General features: G+C 72.6%; 12 protein-coding genes. 6 read left to right on the top strand and 6 right to left on the bottom strand.

The window, feature by feature from the left end; all coding sequences use genetic code 11:
• Window positions 1-20 precede the first annotated feature (20 nt).
• Window positions 21-1,016 carry an alpha/beta fold hydrolase gene (locus BN1187_RS01960; protein WP_040158269.1) on the bottom strand — a complete coding sequence of 332 codons (996 nt, stop codon included), beginning with the start codon at window positions 1,014-1,016 and terminating at the stop codon, window positions 21-23.
• 68 nt (window positions 1,017-1,084) lie between these two features.
• Here BN1187_RS01960 and BN1187_RS01955 point away from each other — a divergent pair, with 68 nt between their 5' ends.
• A complete protein-coding gene (locus BN1187_RS01955; RefSeq protein WP_052462174.1) occupies window positions 1,085-1,645 on the top strand; it encodes a TetR/AcrR family transcriptional regulator in 561 nt (186 codons plus the stop codon).
• A 111-nt stretch (window positions 1,646-1,756) separates the two neighbouring features.
• On the opposite strand, the gene BN1187_RS01950 is transcribed toward BN1187_RS01955, so the two are convergent.
• Together BN1187_RS01950 and BN1187_RS01945 are read right to left on the bottom strand one after the other, a co-directional pair.
• Window positions 1,757-2,665, bottom strand: coding sequence for an SDR family oxidoreductase (locus tag BN1187_RS01950; RefSeq protein WP_040158266.1), 909 nt, complete (start codon window positions 2,663-2,665; stop codon window positions 1,757-1,759).
• Between the two features lie 97 nt (window positions 2,666-2,762).
• Window positions 2,763-3,944: a nucleotide disphospho-sugar-binding domain-containing protein gene (locus tag BN1187_RS01945; RefSeq protein ID WP_082034443.1), complete on the bottom strand. Its 1,182-nt coding sequence runs from the start codon at window positions 3,942-3,944 to the stop codon at window positions 2,763-2,765.
• Window positions 3,945-4,040: 96 nt separating this feature from the next.
• Between BN1187_RS01945 and tsaA the strand changes: the two genes are divergently transcribed.
• The gene (gene tsaA, locus BN1187_RS01940) at window positions 4,041-4,727 is read left to right on the top strand and encodes a tRNA (N6-threonylcarbamoyladenosine(37)-N6)-methyltransferase TrmO (protein WP_235750548.1); all 687 of its coding nucleotides are present in this window, start codon (window positions 4,041-4,043) and stop codon (window positions 4,725-4,727) included.
• Window positions 4,728-4,835: 108 nt separating this feature from the next.
• On the top strand, window positions 4,836-6,452 hold the full coding sequence (locus BN1187_RS01935) for a phytoene desaturase family protein (protein ID WP_040158261.1): 1,617 nt from the start codon (window positions 4,836-4,838) through the stop codon (window positions 6,450-6,452).
• Window positions 6,453-6,456: 4 nt separating this feature from the next.
• Here BN1187_RS01935 and BN1187_RS01930 read toward each other — a convergent pair whose 3' ends face one another.
• A complete protein-coding gene (locus BN1187_RS01930; RefSeq protein WP_040158258.1) occupies window positions 6,457-7,809 on the bottom strand; it encodes a phospholipase D-like domain-containing protein in 1,353 nt (450 codons plus the stop codon).
• A 284-nt stretch (window positions 7,810-8,093) separates the two neighbouring features.
• On the opposite strand from BN1187_RS01930, the gene BN1187_RS01925 reads away from it, so the two are divergent.
• From BN1187_RS01925 to BN1187_RS01915, 3 genes are read left to right on the top strand one after another with little or no spacing between them, the layout of a single operon-like run.
• Window positions 8,094-9,053 (top strand): MurR/RpiR family transcriptional regulator, encoded by a 960-nt coding sequence (locus BN1187_RS01925; RefSeq protein WP_052462173.1) that lies wholly within the window; start codon window positions 8,094-8,096, stop codon window positions 9,051-9,053.
• Window positions 9,050-10,021: an N-acetylmuramic acid 6-phosphate etherase gene (murQ, locus tag BN1187_RS01920; protein ID WP_052462172.1), complete on the top strand. Its 972-nt coding sequence runs from the start codon at window positions 9,050-9,052 to the stop codon at window positions 10,019-10,021. The genes BN1187_RS01925 and murQ overlap by 4 nt, the downstream gene beginning before the upstream one ends.
• Window positions 10,018-11,544: a PTS transporter subunit EIIC gene (locus BN1187_RS01915; protein WP_040158256.1), complete on the top strand. Its 1,527-nt coding sequence runs from the start codon at window positions 10,018-10,020 to the stop codon at window positions 11,542-11,544. Before murQ ends, BN1187_RS01915 begins: the two co-directional genes overlap by 4 nt.
• A gap of 108 nt (window positions 11,545-11,652) precedes the next feature.
• Here BN1187_RS01915 and BN1187_RS01910 read toward each other — a convergent pair whose 3' ends face one another.
• Together BN1187_RS01910 and BN1187_RS01905 are read right to left on the bottom strand one after the other, a co-directional pair.
• Window positions 11,653-13,089 (bottom strand): tagaturonate reductase, encoded by a 1,437-nt coding sequence (locus BN1187_RS01910; RefSeq protein WP_040158251.1) that lies wholly within the window; start codon window positions 13,087-13,089, stop codon window positions 11,653-11,655.
• Between the two features lie 46 nt (window positions 13,090-13,135).
• A complete protein-coding gene (locus BN1187_RS01905) occupies window positions 13,136-14,668 on the bottom strand; it encodes a UxaA family hydrolase (RefSeq protein ID WP_040158248.1) in 1,533 nt (510 codons plus the stop codon).
• Between the last annotated feature and the right edge of the window lie 7 nt (window positions 14,669-14,675).

Here is a 14,675-nt window from a genome sequence, read left to right as displayed (position 1 = left end):
CGCCGCCGTGGGGAAGGCTGTCAGGAATGGGCGGCCCAAAAGGCCAGCAGCTCGAGGTCGAGCCGGTCCTTCTCCTGCATGGGTAGTGAGTGTGTCGCGTCCGGCCAGACGACGACGGACGCCCCGGGCAGGAGGGCGCGGATGCGGTCCGCGGCGCCGTCCCCGCTGAGCGACGCCTTCCCGCCGAGGTCGACGCGCACCGGCATGCGCAGGCTGCGCCACTCGTCGTCGCTCAGGGTGCGGGGCAGTGGCAGCGCGGTCGCGTAGTGCGCGGCAGCGGCGTCGATCATCTCCGTCATCGGGGTCCGTTGCTGTACCTCGGCGACCGTGGTGCCGCCGACCTCCGCGAATGCCCTGTCCTTCCAACTGCGCGGGACGGGCAACTGCGTCAGCGTCAGCCAGAAGAAGGTGGACGCCGGCACCGGCCGGATCGCGAACACGGGCTCGAGCAGCGTCAGCGTCGCGACGCGGTCTGGACGCCGCAGCGCGAGGATCGCCGCGGTGGCGCCGCCGAAGCTGTGCCCCACGACGTGGGCCCTGCTCACGCCGAGCTCGCGGAGCGTCTCGTCGATCCAGGAGGCCTGGTCGTCCACGCTGCGCAGCGGCAGCCGCTGGCTGTTGAGGCCGGCGTCGCCCAGGGGGTCGAGCGCATAGACGGTGCGCTGGCCGATCCAGCCGGGCAGGTTCTCAGCCCACATCGGCGCCCCGGAACTGTGCCCGGGTAGGAGCACCACGGGTGGGCCGGATGCCGAGCCGTCCCAGCGGAGGACGTGGATCGTGCCCCACGACGTCGTCACGTCCCGGGTCGCGCTGGGCGCGGGGAGCGTGCCCATCAGTTCGTCGTACGCGCGGGTGTAGCGGCGCTGGCCCTCGTCGGATTTCCAGTGCCCGACCGCTGGTTCCGGGTTGAGGATGACGGCCACCTTCTCGGCCAGCAGCGCGGACAACAGTGCCAGCGCGAGGACTCCTACGACGGCGCGGAGCCGACGCGGCCTGGATGCCTTCGGTGTGCTCATCACACCCTCCAATACAGTCGTATCGATCTGGACGATACGACTGTATTGCTAAGGTGTCAACCGTGAGCATGGACGAGCGGGGGGCCAAGCGGGCCGAGATCCTGGACGCGGTGCTGCGCGTCATCGCGGTGCAGGGGATGGCCGCGGTGAGCGTGCGGGTCGTCGCCGCGGAGGCGGGCGTGTCCGCCGGCCGCGTCCAGCACTACTTCGCCACCAAGACAGACCTGGTCCGCGCGGCCGCCGCCCACCTCATCGACGTCGCCGAGCGCGTCCACGTCGCGGCGGCCGGGTCCGCGGACGCGCGCGCGAAGCTGCTCGACCTGCTGTGCCAGCCGATCCGGCAGGCCGGGACGTCGCGAGAGGGGGTCGGGGTGTTCTACGCGTTCGTCACCGCCGGGATCGGCGACCCCGTGATCGGCGACCTCCTCGCCGAGACCAAGGCCGGCGCCCTCCGCGAGATCACCCGGCTGCTCGGCGAGGTCGCCCCCGGCCTGCCCGACCCGGACGCCGAGGCCCAGACGCTGCTCTGCCTGTCCGACGGCGCGACCCAGAACGTCTTGGTGGGGGCGATAACCCCCGAAGCAGGGGCGTCGTGCCTCGAGCGAACGCTCGACCGCCTCGTGCCGTGACGCTCCGCCGGCGCGATCGTCCCCGGGCATGACGAGGCCCCGGCGTCCGAAGACGCCGGGGCCCTGGCCTCTCTCACCCCCGGTCGCGCCGGAGGTCGCGCGAGGGGGTGATCAGAAGACGGGCTTGCCCCCGGTGACACCGATCACAGTGCCGGAGACGTAGGACGCGTCCCGCGGCGAGGCCAGGAACACGAACGCGCCGGCCAGCTCGGACGGCTGACCCGGACGCCCCAGCGGGGCGTCGGCGCCGAACGACTCCATCGCCTCGCCCTCCTTGGTGGCGGGCTGCAGCGGCGTCCAGATCGGCCCGGGAGCGACCGCGTTGACACGGATGCCCTTCTCGCCGACCTGCTGGGCCATGTTCACCGTGAAGTTGTTGATGGCGGCCTTCGTGGCGGCGTAGTCCACCAGCGCCTCCGAGGGGTCGTAGGCCTGGATCGAGCTCACGTTGATGATCGAGGAGCCCTCCTTCAGATGGGGGATGGCCTCCTGGGTCACCCAGAACAGGGCGTAGAGGTTGGTCTTGAAGATGCGGTCCATCTCGTCGGTCTTCAGGTCGGCCAGGCCGTTGGGGCGACGGGCCCACTGCGCGCCGGCGTTGTTCACGACGATGTCGAGGCCGCCGAGCTTCTCGACCGCGTCCCGGACGACGCCGCGGGCGACGTCCTCGTCGCGGAGGTCGCCGGGCACCAGGACGCACGCGCGCCCGGCCTTCTCGACCCACGCCTTGGTGTCCTCGGCGTCGGCGGACTCCTCGTCCAGGTAGGACAGCGCGACGTCGGCGCCCTCGCGCGCGTACGCGATCGCGACCGCGCGGCCGATGCCCGAGTCGCCGCCCGTGATCAGAGCCTTGAGCCCGGCGAGCTTGCCGGAGCCGACGTACGTCTCCTCCCCGTGATCGGGCACAGGGTTCATCTGCCCGGTCCAGCCGGGCGGGTCCTGCGTCTGGGCCACGAAACCACCCTCGTCGGAGTTGACGAGCTTCTCGGCGTTCTTGGACACATCGTTGAGATCGTTCATGCCCCCACTCTTCCAACGGACGCCCCGGTCCGACACACCTCGCGGGGTGCGCGCGGCATCACGACTCTATAGAGATGCGGACGTCCGCCCGGCGCGGCTACAGGACGGCCTCGATGGCGCGCACTGCGCCGTCGGGGCCGGGGGCCGTCCGGAAGGAGTGCCGCAGCTCGAGCAGCCCCGTGGACGGCCCCTCGGTCATCGCCTTGTCGAACGCGGCCCGCACGGTCGGCACGGAGAAGTCCTTCTTCGCCAGGACGCGCCCGGCGCCCAGCTCTTGGATGCGGTAGGCGTTGAAGAACTGGTCGGCGCCCATCGGGGTCAGGATCGGAATCGTGGCTGCCACGGCGTCCGTCGCGCTGCCGAAGCCTCCGTGGGTGAAGCAGACGTCCGCGTGGGCGAGGATCTCTGACTGCGGGACGAACGAACGGGCGATGACGTTGTCGGGGAACCCGCCGCCGGCCTCCAGTTCCGCGAGGTGCTCGCGGCTGCCGGTGGTCAGGACGACGAGGGCGTCGGTGCCGGCGAAGGCGTCCGCGATGATGCGGAAGTACGGCAGCCAGCCGTTGAACACCGTGCCCAGCGTCGCGTAGACGACCGGGCCGTCGTGCGAGGCGACGCGGTCGAGCGGGAAGGTGTCGTCGGGCGCCGAGATGGTCGTGGTCGGGCCGGCGAACACGGTGGTCGCCGGGTCGAAGTCGTCGGGGAAGGGCTGGTAGGAGCGGCTGGCCGGGGTGATGTTGAGCGTGTCCGAGACCGCCCCGACGAGGTCGAAGAAGTCCTCGGGGCGGGCGTCCATCACCAGCGGCCCGATGACCGACATCAGCGCCCGGCGGAGCCATCGGCGTCCCATGAGGCTGCGCATCGGTCCGGGGATCTCGGTGCAGATCGACAACAGATGGTCGAGCACCCGCTCGTTCTGCAGGAACACCGGGGAGAGCAGGATCATCGGGACGTCGAGCTCGCGCTGCACCTGCTTGAACGACGGGTTGAAGCCGGCGATGACGGCGTCGTAGCGGTTGCCGAAGCGGCGGATGCCGTCGTTCATGCCGGCGAAGAGGTGCCGGAAGGCGGGCAGCATCTTCGGGGTGCTGATCACCTTGTCGCCGAGCGGCGCGCCGTAGGGGATCAGCCGCGCGCCGCACTGTTCCACCTTGCCGCGGAAGCCTTCGGTGAGCAGGTAGTCGACCTCGTGACCGGCGGCAGTCAGCGCGCGGGTGAACGGGAAGGACGGGTTCGCAACGCCGTAGGCGGGGACGGTCGCCATGAGAAATCGGGACATCGGTGCGGGGCTCCTTGACTCGACCGCGGCCAGAACACAACCGGCGCCAGCCTAGCCCCGCCGTCCGCTGTGCAGAACGGTGGTTACCCTCGCTGCGTGGACTCCCTGACCCTGCGCGCGATCGCTCACATCCGCACGGACTTCCCCGCGAAGTTCGGCATCCCCCGCCAGAGCGGTCTGGTGCCGCAGCTGGAGGCGCGCGTGGTGTTCGAGCCGGAGTTCCGCGACCCGGACGCCGTCCGCGGCCTGGACGGCTTCTCACACCTGTGGCTGCTCTGGGTGTTCTCCGCGTCGCGCCGGGACGCCTGGTCGCCGACCGTCCGCCCGCCGCGGCTGCGCGGGAACCGGCGGATGGGGGTGTTCGCGACGCGGTCTCCGAACCGGCCCAACCCGATCGGGCTCTCCTCGGTGCACCTGGAGCGCGTCGATCTGGACGGAGGGCCCGGCCCGGTGCTGTGGGTGCGGGGCGCCGACCTCATGGACGGCACGCCCATCCTCGACATCAAGCCCTACGTCGCCGGGGACATCCACGCCGACGCCACTCTCGGGTTCACCGCCGAGCGCGCCGGGGAACGGCTCGACGTCGCCGACCCCACGGGCCTGCTGGGCAACCTCGGTGGGGAGCGCGCCGAGGCGCTGCGCGGCGTCCTGGCCCAGGATCCGCGGCCGCAGTACCACCACGATCCCGAGCGGGTGTACGGGCTGTCCTTCGCCGGCTGGGACTGGAAGTTCACCGTCGCCAACGGCGTGCTGACCCTGGTGGACGCGGTCCCGCTCGGCTGAGCGTGAGGGCGGCGTCGACGCCTGACGGGGACCGGGACGGGTGGGGCGCCCGCGGGCCGGGCGAAGGCAGGGGGACGCCGGGCTCGTCCAGCGTGGTTGCATGGGGGCATGACCACCGCGCCCGGACGTGCTGAGACCGTCGACGCCGTCGTCGTCGGCGGGGGCCACCACGGGCTGGTCGCGGCGACGCTGCTCGCCGATGCGGGGTGGGACGTCGTGGTCTGCGAGGCCCGGGACAAGGCGGGCGGCGCGGTCGCGTCCCGCCGCGTCGACGGCTGGGTGCTCGACGAGTACAGCGCGTTCTACCCGCTGGCGAAGGCGTCCCCGGCGCTGGCCTCGCTCGACCTGACCTCGCACGGGCTGCGCTGGGCCGAACGGGACGCCGTCGTCGCCCACGTCGCCGCCAGTGATGACGGCGTCGGGACGGTGCTGTGGCGCGATCCGGCGCGGACGGCCGCCACCCTGGAGGCGGACCACCCCGGCGACGGCGACGCGTGGCTCGGCCTGGTGGCCGGGTTCGAGCGCGTCCGCGAGCCCCTGCTCGCCGCCCTGCTCACCCAGTGGCCCCCGACGACGTCCGCGCTGGCCCTGCTGCGCCGGGTCGGGCTGCGCGACGCGCCCGACTTCGCCCGGATGCTCGCCCTGCCGCTCGAGGCGTTCACCCGCGAGCGTTTCGGCGGACGCCGCGCCGCCGACCTGCTCGCCGGCAACGCCCTGCACGCCGACATCCCGCTCACGTCCCCGGGCAGCGGGCTGTTCGGCTGGCTCATGGCGATGCTCGCCCAGACCTACGGCTTCCCCGCGCCCGTCGGCGGCGCGGGAGAGCTCGCGCGGGCGCTGGTGCGCCGCGCGGAGGCGTCCGGGGCGCGGGTGCGGCTGTCGTCGCCGGTGGAGCGGGTGGACGTCCGCGGCGGCCGGGCGATCGGCGTCCGGCTGCGCGGCGGCGGGACGCTGCGCGCGCGACGGGCCGTCATCTGCGACACCAGCGCCCCCGACCTCTACGACCGGCTGCTCGCGCCCGGCGTCGTTCCGGCCGGGCTACGCGCGCGGCTCGACCGCTTCCGCTGGGACCCGCCGACGCTCAAACTCAACTGGCGGCTGGCGGCCCCTTTGCCCTGGACGGCCGCCGGCGCCCGGACGGCTCCCGTCGTCCACGCCGGCCTGGACGCCGACAGCCTGGCTCGCTGGTCGGACGACGTTGCGACCGGAAGGTCGCCGGGGCGCCCGTTCGCCCTCGTGGGGCAGATGACGACCGCCGATCCCAGCCGCTCGCCCGCGGGGACCGAGTCGCTGTGGCTCTACACCCGCCTGCCGCGCGGGGCCGGTTCGGGGGCGTCGGAGGAGGCGGTGCGGCGCTGCGAGGAGATGCTCGACCGCCTCGCGCCCGGCTGGCGGGACGCGGTGCTCGACCGGTGGGCGCAGACCCCCGACGACCTGCACGCCGCCGACGCGAACCTCGGGGACGGCGCCCTCGCCGGCGGCACGAACCAGCTCTTCCAGCAGGCGTTCTGGCGGCCCGTCACCGGGCTGGGCGGCCCCCGGACGTTCGTCGAGGGGCTGTTCCTGGGCAGCGCGGCGATCCATCCCGGCGGGGGAGTGCACGGGGCGGCGGGCCTGCTGGCCGCCCGGGCCGCGCTGGCGGACGCCGGCTGGCTCGGCGGGCCCCGGCGGCGGCTCGCCACCGCCGCGCTGCGCGGGCTCTATCGGCGTCCGCCCGCGTACTGAGGCGTCACAGGAGGAAGCGGAACGGCCAGGTCACGACGCCCAGGATGCGCAGCATCACGGCCCGCCGGGCGGGCAGCGGGCGCGGGGCCTCGCCGGAGGGGGTGTCGTAGGTGCCGTCGGGCTTCACCCGGGCGGCCTCGGCGAACGCCGCGTCCATGTGCCCGCGCAACGCTGCGTTGAAGTCCTTCCCGGCGATGACCAGCACGCTCTCGGTGTTGCCGTAGGCCGACAGCTGATCGAGGTTGAACGAGCCGATGACCGACAGGTCGTCGTCGATGGCCGTCGACTTGGCGTGGGAGGAGTCCGGACCGAAGAACTCCCACACCTCGGCGCCGGTCGCGAGCACGTCGGGCCGGGCGTAGCGGTAGTCGCCGGACGCCACCACGTTGTCGCCGGTCACCGCCGAGTTCAGGATCAGCCGCACGCGGCGTCCGGGTCGCTGGGTGAGGCGCGCCACGTCCGCGGTCATCGCCCGGTTGGCGACGTAATAGGGGGTCTGCAGCACGACGTCGGTGCGCGCGGTGTCGGCCAACGCCATCAGCTGCGTCCACACGACGGGCTTCTTCGTCCCGGGATGCGAGGGGTTGCCCAGCAGCGTGACCCGGTCGACCGCCATGGTCTTTCCGCGCCAGAACGCGTCGTCGAGAACGGTCGGATCGTTGGCTTCCTGCGCGGCGGCGTGGCTGCGCAGCCCGGCGGCCGCCACGTCCACCTCGCGCTGGGACATGCCCCAGGTCAGGTGCGTCAGCACGGTCGGCGCGTCCGGGCCGTACCAGACCGCGTCGGCGTAGCGCCGAACCTCGGGGATCACCGAGGTTCGCGGACCGCCGATGGTGCCGGTGCCGTCGGGGGCGTAGACGAGGGTCTCGCGGTCGCCGCTGGGGTGGTCGGTGGGGTAGCCGCCCAAGAAGAAGTCGTAGGTGTTGCGACCACCGAGCAGCAGCAGCCTGTCGTCGACGACGACGATCTTGTCGTGGTAGCGGCCGAAGATCGTCCAGGGCGCGATGCCGGACGGCGGGCTGTACGCCTTGATCTCGACGTTCGGGTGCTGGGCGAGCGCGTGGAACTCCGGGGTGCTGCGCATCCGCAACAGCTCGGCCTGTCCGTCGGTCAGGAGCCGGACGCGCACCCCGCGGTCGGCCGCGGCAAAGAGGGCGGCGATGACATCGGTGCCGCTGTTGTCGGCGCGGATGTCGAAGGTGGTGACCAGCACCTCGCGCTGCGCCGAGCGGATCATGTGCAGCCGGGTGATCAGCGCGTCGATGTTCGTCTCGACGATGGTGGCCCGGTCCGTCGAGCCGTCCTTGGCCCGATAGGTCCCGACGGACGGCAGCGCCGCGCGGTCTGCGTCGTCCATGCCCGGCTGGTGCGCGAAGGGGAGGACCGCGGCCCCGACGAGATAGCACAGCCCGCACAGGATGGCGAGGCCCGGCCGGGTGAACGGCCTGCGGGGCCGCGTGCGTGACGCGGAGCGGCCCCGACGCCGCGCGGGCGGACGCCCGGGTCGGCGGGGCTCGGGGGCGGGTCGCGCGTGCATGCTGTCGACCCTACGTCCGCTCGACGCGGCCGCTGGGACGCCACCAGGAAATCGGGCGGCGCGCGTCGTTGACAGCGACCCCAAGTGGTGTAAAACTCCACGCCATGCCAGCCAAGCCGGAGAAATCCTCCGACGTCTCGTTCGAGTCGCTTCTGCCTCGCATGCGTGCCCTCGAGCCGACCTTGTCCGCGGGCCCGCGCCGGGTGGCGTCCTACATCTTGGCCGACCCGGGCGCCGCGTCCCGGCTCACGATCGCGCAGCTGGCGTCGGCGACGTCCACCAGCGACGCGACGATCATCCGGCTGGCCAACCAGGTCGGTTGCTCCGGCTACAAGGAGCTTCGGCTGCAGCTCGCGGCGGCGGACGCGGCCACCGTCGCCAACGGGCACGCGCGGGTCACCCCGGACATCCGCCGCGACGACCCCGCGGAGGACGTGATCGCGAAGCTGGCCTCCGAGGAGCAGGCGGCGATCGCCGAGACGGCGGCCTGCCTCGACCCCGCCGGGCTGACGGCGATCGCCCGCCGGATCGTGGGGGCGCGCCGCACCGTGCTCGTCGGCGTCGGGGCGTCCGGGCTGGTCGCCCTCGACCTCGACCGCAAGCTCGAGCGCATCGGCCTCATCGCGGACGCCGCCCTCGACGCCCACCAGGCGCTCACCCTGGCCGTCCTCCTGGGTCCCGGCGACGTCATGATCGGCATCTCCGCCAGCGGGACGACCGCCGACGTGATAGAGCCCATGGAGGTCGCGCAGTCCCGTGGCGCGCACACGATCGCCATCACCAGCCGCCCGGGCAGCCGCATCGCGGACGCCGACGACGTCCTGCTGAGCGTCGCCAGCCACGAGACCAGCCTCCGCCCCGCGGCGATGGCGTCGCGCACGGGCCAGCTTTTCGTGGTGGACGCCCTGTTCACCGTTGTCGCGCAGCACTGCTTCGACACGGCCAGCCGCGCCATCCACGACTCCTACGAGGCGCTCGTGGGGCGGCACACGGTCCCGTCCCGGCGAGCCCACGACGAGGACGCCACCACCGACGGGGACGATCCCCAGAAGGAAGACCGATGACAACCCTGCCCGACCTGTCCGGGCTCACCACGGAGCGGTCCGATCCGCGCTTCGGGGAGCTCGACCGGCTGACCACCCGCGAGGCCGCCGCCCTGATGAACAGCGAGGACGCCGGCGTCCCCGCCGCGGTCGCCGAGAAGCTCGACGAGATCGCCGCCGCCGTCGACGCCATCGCCGAGCGCATGGGACGCGGCGGCCGCCTGCTGTACGCCGGTGCCGGCACCGCCGGCCGCCTCGGCGTGCTGGACGCCTCCGAGTGCCCGCCCACCTTCAGCACCGACCCGACCCAGGTCGTCGGCATCATCGCCGGCGGCCCGACCGCGCTGACCACCGCCATCGAGGGCGCCGAGGACGACCGCGACCTCGCCGTCGCCGACGTGGCCCGCCTCGAGGTCGGCCCGGACGACTCGTTGGTCGGCATCTCCGCGTCGGGCCGGACGCCGTACGCGATCGCCGCCGTCGAGGAGGCCCGCCGCCGCGGCGCGTTCACCGTCGGGCTGTCGTGCAACGGCAGCTCGAGCCTCGGGGACGCCGCCGAGGTCGCCATCGAGGTGGTCACCGGCCCCGAGATCGTCACGGGCTCGACTCGCCTGAAGGCCGGCACCGCGCAGAAGCTGGTGCTGAACATGCTCTCGACGCTGACGATGGTGCGCCTCGGCAAGACGTACGGCAGCCTCATGGTCGACGTCCGCGCGACCAACGAGAAGCTCCGCGCCCGCGCCCACGGCATGGTGGCCGCGGCGACCGGGGCAGCCGACGACGAGGTCTCTCGCGCACTGTCCGCGAGCGCGGGGCGCGCCAAGGTCGCGATCCTCATGCTCACCGCCGGCATCGACGTCGCCGAGGCCGACACCCTGCTGGACGCCCACGGCGGACGCCTCCGCGCCGCCCTGGCCGCGGCGTCCACCCTGCCCGACACCGATCCGCAAACCGACCACCACGCTGACGAAGGAGTTACGCGCCCATGACCCAATCGAAGGAACTCGCCGAGCAGATCACCCAACGGCTGGGTGGCTCGGACAACGTGCTCGACGTCGAGAACTGCATCACCCGGCTGCGCATCGGGGTGCGCGACCTCGACGCGGTGGACGTCGACGGACTCAAGGCCATCGACGACGTGCTGGGCGTCGTCGCGGACGACACCATGCAGGTGGTGCTCGGGCCGGGCAAGGTGGACGACGTCGCCCGCCTGATGAGCGCGGCCGGCGTCGCGACCGTCTCCCACAGCGCGGCCGAGGACCTCTCGCAGCGCGGCGAGGGCATCCGGGCCGAGAACAAGGCCCGCAACCAGACGCCGCTGAAGATCTTCCTGCGCCGCATCGCGAACATCTTCCTGCCGCTGATCCCCGCCCTGATCGCCTGCGGCATCATCGCCGGCATCAACGGCATCTTCGTGAACCTGGCCACCAACGGCACCGCTCCGTGGGCCGCCGCCTGGACGCCGGCCCTGGCCGCCATCGCCAGCGGCTTCATGTCGCTGATCTCCGTGTTCGTCGGCATGAATACCGCCAAGGAGTTCGGCGGCACCCCGGTGCTCGGCGGCGCGGTGGCCGCGATCATCCCGTTCGCCGGGGTGGCGAAGGTGTCCATCCTGGGCAACACGCTCGCGCCCGGGCAGGGCGGCGTCATCGGCGCGCTGCTCGCCGCGGTCATCGCCGCCTACGTCGAGCGCTGGACCCGTCGGTGGGCCCCGCAGTCGCTGAGCATGCTGATCGTCCCGACCGTGACGGTGCTCGTCGCCGGCGGACTGACGCTGTTCCCGATCATGACCGTCGCCGGCGCCGTGTCGACCGCGATCGGCGTGGCGGCGAACTGGCTGCTCGGCACCGGCGGCGCGCTGGCCGGCTTCGTGCTGGCGGGCCTGTTCCTGCCGCTGGTGATGATGGGCCTGCACCAGGCGCTCATCCCGATCCACACCACGCTCATCCAGCAGACCGGCTACACGATCCTGCTGCCGGTGCTGGCCATGGCCGGCGCGGGCCAGGTCGGCGCGGCCATCGCGATCCTGGTGAAGGCGCGGCGCAGCCCGTCCATGCGCAAGGCGATCTCGTCCGCGCTCCCGGCCGGCCTGCTCGGCGTCGGCGAGCCCCTGATCTACGGCGTGACGCTGCCGCTGGGGCGTCCGTTCATCACGGCCTGCGTGGGCGGCGCGTTCGGCGGCGGCTTCATCGGCCTGTTCAGCCAGCTCGGCACCACCGTCGGCTCGACCGCGATCGGCCCGAGCGGCTGGGCGCTGTTCCCGCTGGTCAACGGCAGCCAGGGCATCGGCCCGGCCGTCGGGGTCTACGCAGGCGGGCTGCTGGTCGGATACGTGGCCGGTTTCCTCGCTACCTACTTCCTGGGACTGCCGCCGGCGGTGATGGCCGAGATCGCCGACAACGACGACAAGGTCACCCGGGAGACCCACCTGGCCGCGGCGCCGGACGCCGGCGAGGGCACCCGGGCCTCCTCGGCCCGCGGCGAGATTAAGGAGGTCGCCGACCGCGGCTGACACTCCCACTACCCACCCCCACCTGACGCGAACCCGCCCAGACCGAAAGGTCGGGGCGGGTTCGTCGCGTCGGGTGCGGGGAGCGTGTCGCCGGGGTGCGGGCCCGGCCTAGGCGCTCGCCGCCCGGAAGGCGGCCCGCACCCCGGTCGTCAGGAGCGTCGTGACATCGGACGTCACATCCGCGGTGAGGCGGTCGAGGTCGTCGAGGTCGCCCAGGCCCAGGGCGGTGAGGGAGCGCTCGACCCACGCCCGGGGCTCGTCCGCGTCGAAGCCGTCGGCGATCGCCCGGACGAGCTCCGCGTCGTCGTGCGGAACGAAGCCGTCCGCCGCCGAGTGTCCGGAGTAGAGCACCAACAGCGCGGCCAACGTCAGGGTCACCCGGGGCGCCTCGCGTCCCACCCGCCACCGGTCCAGCAGCACCGGCAGGTTGCGCGCGGACCACTTGGCGCCCGAGTTCAGGCTGATGTCGGCCAAGCGATGGTGGAGGGAGGCGTTGTCGAAGCGCTCGAGGATCGAGGCCGCGAACGCGTCCAGCTCGGCGCGGTCGGCGTCGATGGTCGGCAGGACCTCCTCGCTGATGAGCTCGTCGATGAAGCGCCGCAGGTCGGGGTCGCCGTAGGCCTGGTCGACGGTTTCGGCCCCCAGCTGCAGGCCGAGGAGCGCCAGCGCGGTGTGCGCCCCGTTGAGGACGCGCACCTTCTTGCTGCGGAACGGGCCCACCTCGTCCGCGTCGACGAACGAGACGCCGACGTCGAGGCGGTCCAGCGGCAGCAGGGTCCGCAGCGGCTCCGCGGGGCCGCCGATCACCCAGAGACTGAACAACTCACCTTTCACCAGGGCACGATCCTCGACGCCGAGCTCGCGGGCGACCTCATCCGCCTCGGCCTCGGGGAACCCGGAGACGATGCGGTCGACGAGGGTGTCGTAGAACGTGTTCGCGCGGTCCAGCCAGGCGAGGAAGTCTCGGTCCCAGCCGGCGGCCTCGGCGTGGCGGACGACGAGGCTGCGCAGGGTGCGGCCGTTGTCCTCGATGAGCTCGCAGGGCACGATGGCCAGCCCGGCGTCGTCCGTGCCGTCGAACGCGAGGTACCGCTCGTGCAGCACCTGGGCCACCTGGGCCGGGAAGCTGACGGGCGGCCGCGCGGTCAGATCGTCGTCGCGCCAGACGATGCCCGCCTCCGTCGTGTTGGAGACGACGATCTTCAGCTCGGGGCTGACCGCGATCGCGTGGTAGGCGTCGTAGTCGGCGAAGGGGTCGACGATCTCTTGGACGACGTCGATGCGGTCGAGGCGGCGCTCGGCCTGGCCGTCGCGCACCCCTTCGAGGAGCACGTGGTAGAGCCCGTCCTGGTCGGCGAGCGGGTCGTGGCGGGACGGCTTGTTCGTGGCGTAGGCGACGGCGACGCCGTGCTCGGTCAGCCCGGCGTCATTGGACTGTTGGATCATCCAGTCGACGAAGGCGCGCAGGAAGTTGCCCGATCCGAACTGGAGGATGGTGCTGGGACGCGGCGGCGCCCCAGACACGGAGCGGCTGAGTTGCTGCATGGTCGGTTCCCTTCGTGGGTCAGACAGGTGGAGGGGCCGGGACGGCCTAGGTGACGGCGCCGAGCTGCCAGGGGACGAACTCTTCCTGGCCCAGCCCCATCTCTTCGCTGACCGTGTGGCGGCCCGAGGCGACGGCGATGATGTCCTCGAGCAGCTCGACGCCCAGCGTGTCGACGGAGGCGTCGCCGTCGGCGATGCGGCCGGCGTTGACGTCCATGTCCTCGCTCATGCGTTCGTACATCTCGGTGTTGGTGGCTACCTTGAGGATCGGGGTCGGACGGGCGCCGATGACCGAGCCGCGGCCGGTCGTGAAGACGACCACGGTCGCGCCGCCGCCCACCAGGCCGGTGACGGACACCGGATCGTAGCCGGGGGTGTCCATGAGCAGCAGCCCGGGGCCCGCGATGGGCTCGGCGTAGCCGATCACGTCGGTCAGGTCGGCGTGCCCCGCCTTCGCGACGGCGCCGAGCGACTTCTCGAGGATCGTCGTGAGCCCGCCCGCCTTGTTGCCGGGCGAGGGGTTGTTGTCGAGGCTGCCGCCGCCCTTCTCGGCGTAGTCGCGCCACCACGCGAGGCGGTCGAGCAGCTTGCGCCCGACGTCCTCGGAGACGGCCCGCCGCGTCAGCAACGCCTCGGCGCCGAAGACCTCGGGCACCTCCGCCAGCACGGACGTGCCGCCCGCGCCGACGAGGAGGTCGGACGCGTGGCCCAGCGCCGGGTTGGCGGTGATGCCGGAGTAGCCGTCCGAGCCGCCGCAGTTGAGCCCGAGGACGAGTTCGGAGATCGGGGCGGGCTGCCGGCGCCGCTCGTTGAGCTCGGGCAGCATCGAGCGGATCGCCTCGACGCCCGCCCGCACCGTGGCGCGGATGCCACCTTCGTCCTGGATCTTCAGCTCCTGCACGAGGGTGTCGGACGGGATGGGCGCGTTCGCCGTGATGGAGGCCACCTGGATCATCTCGCAGCCGAGCCCCAGCAGCAGCACACCGCCGACGTTCGGGTGGGACGCGTAGCCCGCGAGCGTCCGCTGCAGGGTGGAGCCGCCCGGCGACGAGGGGATCATGCCGCAGCCGGAGCCGTGGGTGAGCGCGATGACGCCGTCGACGCCGGGGAACTCGGCCAGGTAGGGGCGCGTCTGCTCGGCGATCATCTTCGCCGTGGACGCCGAGCAGTTCACCGACGCGAGGATGGCCACGTAGTTGCGCGTCCCGACGCGGCCGTCGGCGCGGCGGTACCCCTCGAACGTCCGGCCGGCGAAGTCGTCCGGCAGGTCGGTGTGGCTGGTGGCGAACTCGTAGCTGTTCTCGTCCTCGGTGTAGCCCAGGTTGTGCGAGTGGACGTGGTCGCCGGCGGCGATGGCGGTGGTCGCGACGCCGATCGACTGCCCGTACTTGTGCACGTGCTCGCCGACGGCGATGTCGTGCAGGGCGACCTTGTGCGCGCGGGGGATCTCGCGTCCGATCGTCAGCACCTGGCCGGCGGGGGTGGTGACCTCGCTGCCGGCCGGCAGGGTGGCCATCGCCACGGCCACGTCGTCTGCGGGGGCCAGCACCAGCAGGGGGCTGGGATGCTCGTTGGTCATGGTGCTC

The organism is Nigerium massiliense (assembly GCF_000826085.1).
Taxonomy (GTDB): Bacteria; Actinomycetota; Actinomycetes; order Propionibacteriales; family Propionibacteriaceae; genus Propioniciclava; species Propioniciclava massiliense.
The sequence above is the reverse complement of the archived record's forward strand: the minus strand, read 5'-3'. Positions and strand labels throughout refer to the sequence as shown.

What these genes read in the sequence shown, in the direction of transcription:
- BN1187_RS01950 (WP_040158266.1), bottom strand. Translation starts at nt 2,665, where the DNA reads ATGAACGATCTCAACGATGTGTCCAAGAACGCCGAGAAGCTCGTCAAC.
- BN1187_RS01945 (WP_082034443.1), bottom strand. Translation starts at nt 3,944, where the DNA reads ATGTCCCGATTTCTCATGGCGACCGTCCCCGCCTACGGCGTTGCGAAC.
- BN1187_RS01935 (WP_040158261.1), top strand. Translation starts at nt 4,836, where the DNA reads ATGACCACCGCGCCCGGACGTGCTGAGACCGTCGACGCCGTCGTCGTC.
- BN1187_RS01910 (WP_040158251.1), bottom strand. Translation starts at nt 13,089, where the DNA reads ATGCAGCAACTCAGCCGCTCCGTGTCTGGGGCGCCGCCGCGTCCCAGC.
- BN1187_RS01925 (WP_052462173.1), top strand. Translation starts at nt 8,094, where the DNA reads ATGCCAGCCAAGCCGGAGAAATCCTCCGACGTCTCGTTCGAGTCGCTT.
- BN1187_RS01955 (WP_052462174.1), top strand. Translation starts at nt 1,085, where the DNA reads ATGGACGAGCGGGGGGCCAAGCGGGCCGAGATCCTGGACGCGGTGCTG.
- murQ (WP_052462172.1), top strand. Translation starts at nt 9,050, where the DNA reads ATGACAACCCTGCCCGACCTGTCCGGGCTCACCACGGAGCGGTCCGAT.
- BN1187_RS01960 (WP_040158269.1), bottom strand. Translation starts at nt 1,016, where the DNA reads ATGAGCACACCGAAGGCATCCAGGCCGCGTCGGCTCCGCGCCGTCGTA.
- BN1187_RS01905 (WP_040158248.1), bottom strand. Translation starts at nt 14,668, where the DNA reads ATGACCAACGAGCATCCCAGCCCCCTGCTGGTGCTGGCCCCCGCAGAC.
- BN1187_RS01915 (WP_040158256.1), top strand. Translation starts at nt 10,018, where the DNA reads ATGACCCAATCGAAGGAACTCGCCGAGCAGATCACCCAACGGCTGGGT.
- BN1187_RS01930 (WP_040158258.1), bottom strand. Translation starts at nt 7,809, where the DNA reads ATGGACGACGCAGACCGCGCGGCGCTGCCGTCCGTCGGGACCTATCGG.